Raw genomic sequence first — 12,554 nt, forward strand, 5'->3', positions numbered from 1 at the left:
TCCACAGATTTGCACAGATTGAAAACGGGGCTGCGGCTGATTTGGGGGTGCAGCTTCGCAAGCGTGGGCTCCATGGGGGGCGCCAGGGTCGAGCCCCCTCCGCGCTCTCCGTGCGCCCGATGGGCGGTCTCTGCGCCCTCTGCGTTCCGCTTTTCTGGCTGAGGCTCGCCGATAATCAGGAAAGGCTTTTCTTGTATTCTCTGTGCCTTTTGTGGCTCATCCCTTTTTTTCTTTCCTCTGCGTTCTCCGCGATCTCTGCGGTGAGAGAAGCCGTTCGAATGGGCCGGCGCCTACGGGATCGCCACTGACACGCGCCGGATCTTCAGCACCCGGTCGAGGTCATTGGGATCGAGCCCCACGAGGAAGCCGCGGCTGCCTCCGTTGAGGTAGATGCGGTCCAGGCCGAAGAGGCTCGCCTCCGCGTGCACGGGCATGGCCTTCTTGGTGCCCAGGGGGCTGGTGCCGCCCACCAGGTAGCCGCTGTGGCGGTTGGCCACCTCGGGCTTGCAGGGCTGCACGGACTTCGCGCCGATCTGGCGCGCCAGTTCCTTGGTGCTCACCTCGCGGTCCCCGTGCATGAGGATGATGAGGGGCGCGCCCTTCTCATCCTCCATCACCAGGGTCTTGATGACGGCGTGCTCCGCCACGCCCAGTTCCCGGGCGCTCACGGCCGTGCCGCCATGGTCCTCGTAGCGGTAGAGGTGCTCGGTGTAGGCCACGCCGGCCTGCCTGAGCATCCGCGTGGCGTTGGTGGACGGGGCCTTGGACATGGCACCATGATCCCACGACCGGCAGGAGCCCCCGTGTCCATGTCGCCCCCCGATCCCCTCCTCGCGCTGGCGCTCGCCGTGGTGGCGCTGGCCCTCCTGGACCGGCTGGGGCTCTGGATGGAGGCCCGCGGCTGGATCTACTGGCGGCGGAGGCGGGCGCAGGGCTCGACCCTGGGCTCCACCTTCCTCGAGCTCCAGAAGATCTTCGAATCCGGCAAGGCCGAGCACGTCCTCGCCGCCAAGCACGACACCGCGAAGGAGAGCCCCGATCCCATCGCGGGCCACCTGGCGAAGGACCACGCAGAGATCGACGCGCTGTGCCGGGAGGCCCGGGCGGCCCTGGACCGCGGCCTCCAGGCGGAGGCCCACCGGGCCCTGGACCGGATCTGGATGCGACTGGCCGTGCACATCCGCGCCGAGCACAAGGCGCTCTTCCCCGCCGTGGCCGGAGCCCGCCCGGACCTCGCCGGCACGCTCCAGACCCTGCGGGAGGACCACGACTTCTTCATGGCCACCCTGGCCACGCTGGTGAACGCCTTGAAGGGGACCGGGCCCGACTGGACCGCGGCCCGGTCCGGCTTCGAGGCCGTCCAGCGCCGCCTGGCCGCCCACAACGCCCTGGAGGAGGAACGGGTCTACCCCGTGGCCGATGGACTCACGGAGGCCCAGCGGAGGCAGCTGGCCGGCGACATCTCCCGGGAGCTGGCCACCCTTCCCACGCGCTATGACGAGGGACCGCTCAGCCCTCCAGAGCCCTGAACCTCGCCCCCTCGGGCACCTCCAGCCCAAAGGCCTCCCGCAGGAGGGGGATGACCTCCTCCGGCGCCAGCTCGCGGCCCTCGATCGCCTCGCCCCGAATCTCGGCGTAGGCGCGGTTGCGGAGGATCCGCCTCACCTCGGGCCCCGGGAGCTGGGCCGTGAGGGTCGTCAGGAACCGGGACTCGGGATGGGTGCTGGTGTAGTGGTTGGCCATCTCGTAGTCCACCGGAAACCGCTCCTCGGCCCGGAAGGCGTAGAGATCCATCCAGTCGCCGGCCTGGAGGCACTGGAGCACGTTCAGGGGCTCCCCGACCGTCTCCTCGACCACGCGGTAGCGGTGCAGGAACTGGACGTGGGCCTGGCCATCCAGCGGCAGGGGGTGCAGCAGCCCCTCGCCGCCGAAGCCCACGTCGCAGAGCCAGCGGAGGCCCTCCAGCCTCACGAGCAGCAGCATGTGGGTGCGGGGCAGCAGGGCGGTTGCCCCCCGGCGCACCCGGGCCTCGCAGGGGATCACGTCGAAGCCCACCTCCCGGAGCACCGCCAGGAACAGGCCATTCTGCTCGAAGCAGTAGCCGCCGCGCCGGCGCTGCACCAGCTTGGCCTGGAGGGAGCCCAGGTCCAGCCGGATCGGCAACCCCATCTGGATGTCCAGGTTCTCGAAGGGAATGTGGGTGGCGTGGGCCAGGTGCAGGGCCCGCAGTGTGGGCAGGTCCGGCCGAGGCCCGCCGGCGAAGCCGATGCGCCGCAGGTAGGCGGCCAGGTCCAGGTCAGCGGCCATGGATCCTCCAGGCATCGAGGTTCCGCCGGATCTGGGCCGCATGGACCTCCAGGTGGGCGGCGTAGCTCCGCAGCCAGTCGTCCGTGCCGTAGGGGCCGCTCTGGGTGTGGCGCCCCATGCGGTCCCAGGCCTCTTCCGGCAGGCGGAGGAGGGTCGCCAGGGTGTGGGTGCGCACCACTTCGATCAGCCGCAGGGACAGCTCCGGATCGGAGGCGTGGTAGTCGAAGCGCCGGGCCCAGACGTTCTCGTCGTAGCCCACGATGAGCGGCTCGGGCTCCGCCAAAAGGAGCCGGATGCGGGTGGCCGCGTAGGTTTCGGAGTCCGCGCAGTGGACCACCACCTCGTGGGTGCTCCACTTGCCCTCAGCGGGGCGCCAAGTGCGGGCCTCCGGGGGTACCTCCTCCCAGGCCCGGCGCAGCAGGGCGGGGCCCTGGCGGTAGCGGAGGAGGTGGGCCTCCCGGGTGGCGGCGTCGAAGGTCATGGGTCACCTCGCCACCAGCATGGCGCAGCCGGATGAAAGTTGAAGCATCGACTCGTGAGGCATCCGTGGTTTCATGAAGCACTCCCCGGAGGTCCCATGCGCCTTGCTGCGGCATGTTTCGCCCTTCCCCTGGCCGCCCTCTCCCTGCTGGCCGGCGACCGCGTCACGGGCCGGGCCTTCGCCACGCGCTCTGAGGTGGCGGCCCAGCACGGCATGGCCTGCACCAGCCAGGCCCTCGTGACCCAGATCGCCCTGGACATCCTCAAGCAGGGCGGCTCCGCCGTGGATGCCGCCATCGCGGCGGACGCGGCCCTGGGCCTCATGGAGCCCACGGGCAGCGGCATGGGGGGTGACCTCTACGCCATCGTGTGGGACGCGAAGACGAAGAAGCTCCACGGCCTCAACGGCAGCGGCCGCTCACCCAAGTCGCTCACCTTGGATCACTTCAAGAAGCTCGGCCTCAAGCACATCCCCGCCCAGGGGCCCCTGCCCGTGAGCGTGCCGGGCTGCGTGGATGGCTGGTTCGAGCTGCACCGGAAGTTCGGCAAGCTGCCCATGGCCCAGGTGCTGGCGCCGGCCATCCGGTACGCCAAGGAGGGCTTCCCCGTCAGCGAGCTCATCGTCTACTACTGGGGCCGCAGCGTGCCCGTGCTGGGCAAGTACCCGGGCTTCCTGGAGACCTTCACCGTGGACGGCAAGCGCGGACCGGTGAGCGGCGAGGTCTTCCGCAACCCGCGCCTGGCCAGGACACTGGAGATCCTCGCGAAGGAGGGCCGCGACGCCTTCTACAAGGGGGAGATCGCCCGGAAGATCGACGCCTACATGAAGGCCCAGGGCGGCTTCCTCAGCTACGAGGACCTGGCCGCCCACCACTCGGACTGGGTGGAGCCGGTGAGCGTGAACTACCGCGGCTATGACGTGTGGGAGCTGCCCCCCAACGGCCAGGGCATCGCCGCGCTCCAGATGCTGAACATCCTCGAGGGCTACGACTTCTCGAAGATCCCCTTCGGCAGCCCGCAGCACGTGCACCTCTTCACCGAGGCCAAGAAGCTGGCCTTCGAGGACCGGGCCAAGTTCTACGCCGACGCCGCCTTCATGAAGGTGCCGCTCTCCTGGCTGCTCTCGAAGGAGTACGCCACCCAGCGCCGGGCCCTCATCGGCGACCGGGCTTCCCGGCGCCTGGAGGCGGGCCACCCGCCCCTGAAGGAAGGCGACACCGTGTACCTCACCACGGCGGATGGCGAGGGCAACATGGTGAGCCTCATCCAGAGCAACTACCGCGGCATGGGCAGCGGCATGACGCCCGGAGACCTGGGCTTCTGCCTCCAGGACCGCGGCGAGCTGTTCAACCTCGAAGAGGGCAACGCCAACACCTACGCGCCGGGCAAGCGACCCTTCCACACCATCATTCCCGGCTTCATCACCAAGGACGGCCAGCCCTTCCTCAGCTACGGCGTCATGGGCGGGGAGTTCCAGCCCATCGGGCACGTCCAGATCGTCATGGACCTCATCGACTTCGGCATGAACGCCCAGGAGGCCGGCGACGCCCCCCGCATGAGCCACGACGGCTCGCCGGAGCCCACGGGTGAGAAGGGGAAGCTGCCAGGTACCATCCAGCTGGAAAGTGGCTTCCCCTACGAGACCGTGCGGGAGCTGATGAACCGCGGCCACGGCGTGGGCTGGATGTTCGGTGGCTACGGCGGCTACCAGGCCATCCGCTGGGATCCGAAGCAGAAGGTCTACTTCGGGGCCAGCGAGTCCCGGAAGGACGGCCAGGCGGCCGGCTACTAGGAATTAGCCTCGAAGACGGCGGCCATGGGCCTGCTCCAGCGGTCGCCCATGTAGAATGGACGTGGCGGGAGTCTATGCCTGCCCTCTGCGGGGGATGGTGCCCCGCCAAAGCCATATCGTCAGGTCGTTCGCGCCAAGCGGCGCTTCCAGGGGAGTTGACCGTGCTGCAAGCCTATCGCCAACACGTTGCCGAGCGTGCCGCCCTCGGGATCCCGCCCCTGCCGCTGACCGAAGCGCAGACCCATGAACTCACCGGACTGCTCGCCACCCCGCCCAAGGGCGAGGAGGCCTTCCTCCTCGACCTGCTGACCCACCGTGTGCCCGCGGGCGTGGATGACGCGGCGCGGGTGAAGGCCGGCTTCCTGGCCGCCGTGGCCAGCGGCAAGGAGAAAGTGGCCCTGGTCTCCCGCGAGAAGGCCACGGAGCTGCTGGGCACCATGCTGGGCGGCTTCAACGTGAAGCCCCTCATCGACCTGCTGGACGACGCCACCGTGGGCGGGATCGCCGCCGAGGGTCTCAAGAAGACCCTGCTGGTCTTCGACGCCTTCGAGGACGTGAAGGCCAAGGCCGACAAGGGCAACGCGAACGCCAAGGCCGTCCTGAAGAGCTGGGCCGAGGCCGAGTGGTTCACCAGCCGCCCCGAGGTGCCCCAGAGCCTGACCCTCACCGTGTTCAAGGTGACCGGCGAGACCAACACGGACGACCTCTCCCCCGCGCCCGACGCCTGGAGCCGCCCCGACATCCCGCTCCACGCCCTCGCGATGCTGAAGAACGCCCGGCCCGGCATCACCCCTGACGAGCCCGGCAAGGTCGGCCCCCTCAAGCAGCTGGATGCGCTGAAGGCCCAGGGGAACCTGGTGGCCTACGTGGGCGACGTGGTGGGCACGGGCTCCAGCCGCAAGTCCGCCACCAACTCCGTGCTCTGGTTCACGGGTGAGGACATCCCCTTCGTGCCCAACAAGCGCTTCGGCGGCGTCTGCCTCGGTTCCAAGATCGCCCCCATCTTCTACAACACCATGGAAGATGCCGGCGCCCTGCCCATCGAGCTGGACGTCAACAGCATGGACATGGGCGACGTCATCGAGCTGCGCCCCTACGAGGGCAAGGCCCTGAAGAACGGGAAGGTCATCGCCGAGTTCAAGGTGAAGTCCGAGGTGATCTTCGACGAGGTCCGCGCCGGCGGCCGCATCCCCCTCATCGTGGGCCGTGGTCTCACGGCCAAGGCCCGCAAGGCCCTGGGCCTGCCCGAATCCACCACGTTCCGCCTGCCCGCCACGCCCAAGGACACCGGCAAGGGCTTCAGCCTGGCCCAGAAGATGGTGGGCCGCGCCTGCGGTGTGAAGGGCATCCGGCCCGGCACTTACTGCGAGCCCAAGATGACCACCGTGGGCTCCCAGGACACCACGGGCCCCATGACCCGCGACGAGCTGAAGGACCTGGCCTGCCTGCAGTTCTCCGCCGACATGGTGATGCAGTCCTTCTGCCACACCGCGCCCTACCCCAAGCCCGTGGACGTGAAGACGCACCGCGAGCTGCCGCCCTTCATCACGAACCGCGGCGGCGTGTCGCTGAAGCCCGGCGACGGCGTCATCCACAGCTGGCTGAACCGCCTGCTCCTGCCCGACACCGTGGGCACCGGCGGCGACTCCCACACCCGCTTCCCCATCGGCATCTCCTTCCCCGCGGGCTCGGGCCTGGTGGCCTTCGCCGCCGCCACGGGCGTCATGCCCCTGGACATGCCGGAATCCGTGCTGGTGCGATTCAAGGGTGAGCTGCAGCCCGGCGTCACCCTGCGCGACCTGGTGAACGCCATCCCCTACTACGCCATCCAGCAGGGGCTGCTCACCGTCGAGAAGAAGGGCAAGAAGAACATCTTCAGCGGCCGCATCCTCGAGATCGAGGGCCTGCCCAAGCTGAAGGTCGAGCAGGCCTTCGAGCTGACGGACGCCTCCGCCGAGCGCAGCGCCGCGGGCTGCACCGTGCGCTTGGACAAGGAACCGATCATCGAGTACATGACCTCGAACATCACGCTCATGAAGTGGATGATCGCCAACGGCTACGAGCACCGCGAGACCCTGGAGAACCGCATCAAGGCCATGCAGGCCTGGATCGCCAAGCCCGAGCTGCTGGCCCCGGATGCGGACGCCGAATACGCCGCTGTCATCGAGATCGACCTCGCGGACGTGAAGGAGCCCATCGTGGCCTGCCCCAACGACCCCGACGACGTGAAGCTGCTGTCCACGGTGGCCGGCGACAAGATCGACGAGGTGTTCATCGGCTCCTGCATGACCAACATCGGCCACTTCCGCGCCGCCGGGAAGCTGCTGGACGGCAAGACCGACCTCTCCACCCGGCTCTGGATCGCCCCGCCCACCAAGATGGACGCCTACATCCTCACCCAGGAGGGCTACTACGGCATCCTCGGCCGCACCGGCGCCCGCATGGAGATGCCCGGCTGCTCGCTGTGCATGGGCAACCAAGCCCAGGTCCGCAAGGGCAGCACGGCCATGTCCACCTCCACCCGCAACTTCCCCAACCGCCTGGGCCTCGACACCCGCGTCTACCTCGGCAGCGCCGAGCTGGCCGCCATCTGCGCCCTGATGGGGAAGATCCCCACCGTGGCCGAGTACATGGAGCAGATCGGCATCGTCGGCAAGAAGTCCGCCGACATCTACCGCTACATGAACTTCGACCAGATCGCCGACTTCCGCGAAGTCGCGGACACGGTGCAGGTCTAGCTTCTCCCTGCTCGGAAAATGGCCCGGGGGCACTGCCCCCGGGCCATTTTCCGAGTAAGCGATTCATCCATGTGTGCTAACCTCATCAATTCTTGACCACCTTTCGGGGGGTTCCCATGGGGATCTTTGAGGGCCACATCCGCGTCCACGACGGCGACCGCTTCGCCTTGGTGGCCTCGCGCTGGAACGACTTCATCGTCGACCGCCTCATCGAGGGCGCGAAGGACTGCATCCTCCGCCACGGCGGCCGCGAGGAGCAGATGGACCTCATCCGCGTCCCCGGGAGCTTCGAGCTGCCCCAGGCGGCCAAGCTGGCGGCCCAGAGCGGCCGCTACGCCGGCGTCATCGTGCTGGGCTCGGTGATCCGCGGCGGCACGCCCCACTTCGACATGATCGCCGCCGAGGTCACCAAGGGCGCCGCCCAGGTGGCCCTGGACACGGGCCTGCCCCTGGCCTTCGGCGTGCTGACCACGGACAGCGTGGAGCAGGCCATCGACCGGGCCGGCGCCAAGATGGGCAACAAGGGCTGGGAGGCCGCCCAGAGCGTCCTCGAGATGGCTGACCTCGCCCACACCCTCAAGGCTGGGAAGGGAAAGAAGTAGATGGGAGTCCGCCGCCGGGGGCGCGAGTACGCCCTTCAGATGCTGTACGCCATGGACCTCACCGGCTACGCGCCGGATCAGGTGTTCGCGGGGTTCTACGCCATCCAGGACCTGAACCGGGATGCCTTCTACTACGCCCGGCGCCTGGTGGACGGAGTCTACGGCAACCTCGACGAGATCGATGCGGTGCTGGCGAAGTACGCCGAGCACTGGAAGATCCACCGCATGGCCGCGGTGGACCGCAACCTCCTGCGCCTGGGGCTCTTCGAGCTGATGTTCGTGAAGGAAGTGCCCTTCCCCATCGTCATCAACGAGGCCCTGGAGATCGTGAAGGAGTTCAGCGACCAGGAGGGCACCCAATTCCTCAACGGCATCCTGGACGCCGCGCGCAAAGAGTTCCGCCCCGAAGAAACCGGCCCGCGCCTCCGCAAGAAGGCCGTGGCCGCGGATCCCCAGGACGAATCGTGACCTGACCTTGACCGGCTGGTTTGCTATGCTCGTTCCCTTCCCCAGCCTGATCCGACCGTTGGAGCCTTGATGAGCACCTCACGCAAGAAATCCACTGCACCCAAGAAATCCGCGCCGGCCCCCAAGCCCGCGCCTGCCAAGGCCGCCCTCAAGACAGCGGCTCCCCGGACCACTCCCGGCGCCCCTCTGGGCCTGGAGGAGATCAAGGCCCTCATCGCCCTGGTGGGCCGGGAGCCCTTCCAGGAGTTCGAGTTCGAGGCCGGCGACATGCGCTTCCGCATCCGCAAGGATGGCCCGGCCCCCGTGGTCCAGGCAGCCCCGGCCCCCCAGCAGGTGGTGGTCGCCGCCGCCCCGGCGCCCCAGCCCTTCCCGGCGGCGGCGATCCCCGCGGCCCAGCCCGCCGTTCCCGCGGACGAGCCCGGCATCCATTACGTCACCAGCCCCATCGTCGGCACCTTCTACCGGGCCTCCAACCCCACCGCCGCGCCCTATGTCTCCCCCGGCGACTTCGTGAAGCCCGGCCAGACCCTCTGCATCGTGGAGGCCATGAAGCTCATGAACGAGATCGAGTGCGACGTCTCGGGCGAGGTGGTGAAGGTGCTGGTGGAGAACGGCACCCCCGTCGAGTATGGCGAGCGCCTCTTCGCGGTCCGGATCGGCTAGGCCATGGGCGCCGCCATCAAGCGCAAGTCGTCTCCCGCCGTGCAGGCCCACGCGGACGAACCGCCATTCAAGAAGATCCTCATCGCCAACCGCGGCGAGATCGCGCTGCGCGTGATCCTGGCCTGCAAGGAGATGGGCATCCAGACCGTGGCCGTCTACTCCGAGGCCGACCGCAACGCCCTCCACGTGCGGTTCGCCGACGAAGAGGTGTGCATCGGCCCCGCGGCCTCCTCGAAGTCCTACCTGAACATCCCCCAGGTCATCGCCGCCGCGGAAGTCACCGGCGCCGAGGCGATCCATCCGGGCTATGGCTTCCTCAGCGAGAACCCCCACTTCGTGGAAGTCTGCCAGGCCTGCGGCATCACCTTCATCGGCCCCAACGCCGAGATCATCCGCAAGATGGGCAACAAGGCCCAGGCCAAGGCCACCATGCAGGAGGCCGGCGTGCCCCTCATGCCCGGCAGCGAGGGCATCATCGAGACGGTGGAGGAGGCCCTCGTGGTGGCCGAGCAGATCGGCTATCCCGTCATCGTGAAGGCCAGCGCCGGAGGCGGCGGGCGCGGCATGCGCATCGTCAACAACCCCGAGGAGCTGCCGGACCTCTACAACACCGCCCGCAGCGAGGCCAAGAGCGCCTTCGGCGACGATGCCGTCTACATGGAGAAGTACCTCCTGGAGCCGCGCCACATCGAAGTCCAGATCATGGGCGACCTCTTCGGCAACGTGGTGCACCTGGGCGAGCGCGAGTGCTCCATCCAGCGCCGCCACCAGAAGCTCATCGAGGAGAGCCCCAGCGCCGCGCTGACACCGGACCTGCGCAAGCGCATCTGCGACACCGCCGTGAAGGCCGCCCGGGCCGTGGGCTACTACAACGCGGGCACCATCGAGTTCCTGCTCGACAAGCGCGGCGACTTCTTCTTCATGGAGATGAACACTCGCGTCCAGGTGGAGCACCCCGTCACCGAGCTGGTCACGGGCATCGACATCGTGAAGGAGCAGCTCCGCATCGCCGCCGGCCAGAAGCTCAGCTTCCGCCAGGAGGAGGTGGTCCAGAAGGGCCATGCCATCGAGTGCCGCATCAACGCCGAGGACCCCTTCAAGTTCACGCCCTGCCCTGGCCGCATCACGGCCCTGCACTTCCCTGGCGGCCCCGGCATCCGCGTGGACACGGCCATGCACCAGGATGCGGTCATCCCGCCCCACTACGACTCCATGGTGGCCAAGCTCATCGCCTACGGCGCCGACCGCACCGAGGCCATCGCCCGCATGCGCCGCGCCCTGGACACCCTGGTCATCGAAGGCATCAAGACCACGGCCCCCCTGCACCGCCGCATCATGGACCACCCCGACTTCATCTCCGGGGGCTTCTCCACCAAGTGGATGGAGACCTTCATGGAGGAGCTGAAGAGGGATCCGGTCGGGGATCCGCGGTAGCGGGTCGCGAGGGACAGCGCATAGGCGCTGTTCCGAGCGGGGCCCCGCTCGCGGATCCATAACAACCAGGTTGGCCACAATCCCGCGACGTTCAGGAACCTCGCGGAATCCGATAGATTGGTCCCCGTGCCGCCATAGCTCAGTTGGTCGAAGCGGATGCGGGCCACTCGGGACAGCGCACCGGCGCTGTCCCGAGTGGGGCCCCGCACCGCTGAGAGTCACACCCAGGTTGGCCACTTCCTGGGCCCGGCCCCTCCCAGCTCGCATTTCAAACTCCGCTAAACTGGTCCCTGCGCCGCCTTAGCTCAGTTGGTAGAGCTCCAGCCTTGTAATCTGGAGGTCGCCGGTTCGATTCCGGCAGGCGGCTCCAATGCCGGGAGCTTCATGGTCCATCACGCCAGGCGACGCCCATGACTGCCCCCGCCCGCCCCAGCCTGCTCCGCTCTGCGGGGGTGGTGGGGTTCATGACGCTGCTGAGCCGGCTGACCGGGCTGCTCCAGACCTTCTTCCTCAGCCACGTGCTGGGCGCGGGTGCCGCGGCGGACGCCTACTTCGTGGCCTTCCGCCTGCCGAACCTGCTGAGGCGCTTCACGGCCGAAGGCACCATGACCGCCGCCTTCCTGCCGACCCTGGCGGAGGCGGAGGCCGCCGAGGGCGAGGCCGCGGTGAAGGCCGTGGCGGCACGCTTCCTGGGCACCCTGCTGGCCATCCTCCTGATCGGCGTCGTCCTGGTGCTGCTCTTCATGGGCCCCCTGGCGGGCCTGCTCACCCTGGGGCGGCCGGAGGTGCAGGGCGAGCTCACCACCCGCCTGGGCCGCATCATGTTCCCCTACCTGGCCCTGGTGAGCCTCACGGCGGGCTTCGGCGGCCTGCTGAACCTGCGGCACCGTTTCGCGCTGGCGGCATCGGTCTCCATCTTCTGGAACGTGGCCTTCATCGCCTTCGGCTGGACGAGCCTGCGCGTGCTGGAGCGGACGGGGCGCGTACCCTACGAGACCGTGGCGGTCGTGTGCGCCCTGGCGGTGCTGGCGGGCGGCGTGCTGCAACTGCTGGTGCTGCTGCCCGCCATCCGGAAGGAGGGCTTCGGCCTCTCCTTCGGCCTGCACCTGCGGGATCCCTGGGTGCTCAAGACCCTCAGGCGCATGGGACCCGGCCTGCTGGCGGCGGGGATCTATCCCATCAACGCCCTCATCAGCACCACCCTGGCCTCGGAGCTGCCCAACGGCGCCCAGACCGTGCTCTTCAACAGCGGCATGATGAGCGAGATGGTCATGGGCCTCTTCGCCATGAGCCTCGCCACGGCGAGCCTGCCCGCCCTGTCGCGCCAGGCCGAGGTCCGGGACTGGCCCGCCATGAACCGCAGCCTCACCCAGTCCATCTCGGCCTCGGCCCTGCTGGTGCTGCCGGCCTCCGTGGGCCTGGCGGTGCTCTCGCGGCCCGTGTGCGCGCTGCTCTTCCGCACCGGCGCCTACACACCGGCAGCCTCGGACTGGACGGCCCTGACGCTGGTGTTCCAGTGCGTGGGCCTGGTCTTCGTGGCGGCCCAGCGCCTAGGCAACCAGGCCCTCTACGCCCTCAAGGACTACCGCGGCCCCGCCGCCCTGGCCGCCGGCACGCTGCTGCTGAACGTGGCCCTCAGCCTCGCCCTGCTGAAGCCCCTGGGCACCGGCGGCCTCGCCCTGGCCAATGGGCTGGCCAGCCTTGCCGGATGGCTCGGCGTGCTGTTGCGCCTGCGCCCCCGCCTCCCCGGCCTGGACCTGCGCCCCCTCCGGAACGCCGCCGCCCGGGCGCTGCTGGCTTCAATCCTCATGGGCCTGCTGGCCTGGGCCGGGGCGGGCCTCCTGGGCCTGGACGCCCCCCACGCCTTCCGCCGGGCGGGCCTGGCCCTGCGCCTGCTGCCCCTCATCGCCGCCTGCGCCGCCGCCTACGGCCTGGCCGCCGTGGCCCTCGGCCATCCCGAGGCCCGGGAGCTGTCCGGGAAGGTCCTCGGGAAGCTGCGCCGGTAGCTGCTGACAGACGAGGGGCCGGGCCCAGTGGAACGTGGCCCGGCCCCTCTGTGCGCAGACCGTG

The 12,554-nt window shown here is 69.0% G+C and carries 11 protein-coding genes and 1 tRNA gene; 9 read left to right on the top strand and 3 right to left on the bottom strand.

The features are described 5' to 3' along the window. Positions 1 to 290: 290 nt before the first annotated feature. Positions 291 to 770, bottom strand: coding sequence for a Cys-tRNA(Pro) deacylase (gene ybaK / locus G398_RS0107460; protein ID WP_026853135.1), 480 nt, complete (start codon positions 768 to 770; stop codon positions 291 to 293). A gap of 39 nt (positions 771 to 809) precedes the next feature. Between ybaK and G398_RS20720 the strand changes: the two genes are divergently transcribed. Next, positions 810 to 1,529: a hemerythrin domain-containing protein gene (locus G398_RS20720; RefSeq protein ID WP_245576283.1), complete on the top strand. Its 720-nt coding sequence runs from the start codon at positions 810 to 812 to the stop codon at positions 1,527 to 1,529. Here the strand turns inward: G398_RS20720 and G398_RS0107470 are convergent. Together G398_RS0107470 and G398_RS19515 are read right to left on the bottom strand one after the other, a co-directional pair. Next, complete coding sequence (locus G398_RS0107470; protein WP_043484252.1) at positions 1,510 to 2,307, bottom strand: arylamine N-acetyltransferase family protein; 798 nt, start codon at positions 2,305 to 2,307, stop codon at positions 1,510 to 1,512. The genes G398_RS20720 and G398_RS0107470 overlap by 20 nt on opposite strands. Then, positions 2,297 to 2,788 (bottom strand): DinB family protein, encoded by a 492-nt coding sequence (locus tag G398_RS19515; protein ID WP_052571656.1) that lies wholly within the window; start codon positions 2,786 to 2,788, stop codon positions 2,297 to 2,299. Before G398_RS19515 ends, G398_RS0107470 begins: the two co-directional genes overlap by 11 nt. A 96-nt stretch (positions 2,789 to 2,884) precedes the next feature. On the opposite strand from G398_RS19515, the gene ggt reads away from it, so the two are divergent. From ggt to murJ, 8 genes are all read left to right on the top strand, one after another. After that, positions 2,885 to 4,579, top strand: coding sequence for a gamma-glutamyltransferase (gene ggt, locus G398_RS0107480; RefSeq protein WP_026853137.1), 1,695 nt, complete (start codon positions 2,885 to 2,887; stop codon positions 4,577 to 4,579). Positions 4,580 to 4,740: 161 nt separating this feature from the next. Beyond that, a complete protein-coding gene (gene acnB, locus G398_RS0107485) occupies positions 4,741 to 7,317 on the top strand; it encodes a bifunctional aconitate hydratase 2/2-methylisocitrate dehydratase (RefSeq protein ID WP_026853138.1) in 2,577 nt (858 codons plus the stop codon). Positions 7,318 to 7,433: 116 nt separating this feature from the next. Continuing rightward, entirely contained in the window at positions 7,434 to 7,919 is a 486-nt protein-coding gene (gene ribH, locus G398_RS0107490) for a 6,7-dimethyl-8-ribityllumazine synthase (RefSeq protein ID WP_026853139.1), read from the top strand. After that, positions 7,920 to 8,387 carry a transcription antitermination factor NusB gene (nusB, locus tag G398_RS17015; RefSeq protein ID WP_052571657.1) on the top strand — a complete coding sequence of 156 codons (468 nt, stop codon included), beginning with the start codon at positions 7,920 to 7,922 and terminating at the stop codon, positions 8,385 to 8,387. A gap of 69 nt (positions 8,388 to 8,456) precedes the next feature. Next, positions 8,457 to 9,050: an acetyl-CoA carboxylase biotin carboxyl carrier protein gene (gene accB, locus G398_RS0107500; protein WP_084512212.1), complete on the top strand. Its 594-nt coding sequence runs from the start codon at positions 8,457 to 8,459 to the stop codon at positions 9,048 to 9,050. A gap of 3 nt (positions 9,051 to 9,053) precedes the next feature. Beyond that, positions 9,054 to 10,484, top strand: coding sequence for an acetyl-CoA carboxylase biotin carboxylase subunit (accC, locus tag G398_RS0107505; RefSeq protein WP_084512215.1), 1,431 nt, complete (start codon positions 9,054 to 9,056; stop codon positions 10,482 to 10,484). 294 nt (positions 10,485 to 10,778) lie between these two features. Continuing rightward, positions 10,779 to 10,854: transfer RNA gene (locus G398_RS0107510), tRNA-Thr, on the top strand. A 40-nt stretch (positions 10,855 to 10,894) separates the two neighbouring features. Then, positions 10,895 to 12,490 (top strand): murein biosynthesis integral membrane protein MurJ, encoded by a 1,596-nt coding sequence (gene murJ / locus G398_RS0107515; RefSeq protein ID WP_026853142.1) that lies wholly within the window; start codon positions 10,895 to 10,897, stop codon positions 12,488 to 12,490. Positions 12,491 to 12,554: the final 64 nt, after the last annotated feature.

Source organism: Geothrix fermentans DSM 14018 (genome assembly GCF_000428885.1).
In the GTDB taxonomy this organism is placed as follows: Bacteria; Acidobacteriota; Holophagae; order Holophagales; family Holophagaceae; genus Geothrix; species Geothrix fermentans.

Excerpts from the sequence above, each read along its gene's own strand:
- ybaK (WP_026853135.1), bottom strand. The coding sequence starts at position 770 with ATGTCCAAGGCCCCGTCCACCAACGCCACGCGGATGCTCAGGCAGGCC.
- G398_RS20720 (WP_245576283.1), top strand. The coding sequence starts at position 810 with ATGTCGCCCCCCGATCCCCTCCTCGCGCTGGCGCTCGCCGTGGTGGCG.
- G398_RS0107470 (WP_043484252.1), bottom strand. The coding sequence starts at position 2,307 with ATGGCCGCTGACCTGGACCTGGCCGCCTACCTGCGGCGCATCGGCTTC.
- G398_RS19515 (WP_052571656.1), bottom strand. The coding sequence starts at position 2,788 with ATGACCTTCGACGCCGCCACCCGGGAGGCCCACCTCCTCCGCTACCGC.
- ggt (WP_026853137.1), top strand. The coding sequence starts at position 2,885 with ATGCGCCTTGCTGCGGCATGTTTCGCCCTTCCCCTGGCCGCCCTCTCC.
- ribH (WP_026853139.1), top strand. The coding sequence starts at position 7,434 with ATGGGGATCTTTGAGGGCCACATCCGCGTCCACGACGGCGACCGCTTC.
- nusB (WP_052571657.1), top strand. The coding sequence starts at position 7,920 with ATGGGAGTCCGCCGCCGGGGGCGCGAGTACGCCCTTCAGATGCTGTAC.
- accB (WP_084512212.1), top strand. The coding sequence starts at position 8,457 with ATGAGCACCTCACGCAAGAAATCCACTGCACCCAAGAAATCCGCGCCG.
- accC (WP_084512215.1), top strand. The coding sequence starts at position 9,054 with ATGGGCGCCGCCATCAAGCGCAAGTCGTCTCCCGCCGTGCAGGCCCAC.
- murJ (WP_026853142.1), top strand. The coding sequence starts at position 10,895 with ATGACTGCCCCCGCCCGCCCCAGCCTGCTCCGCTCTGCGGGGGTGGTG.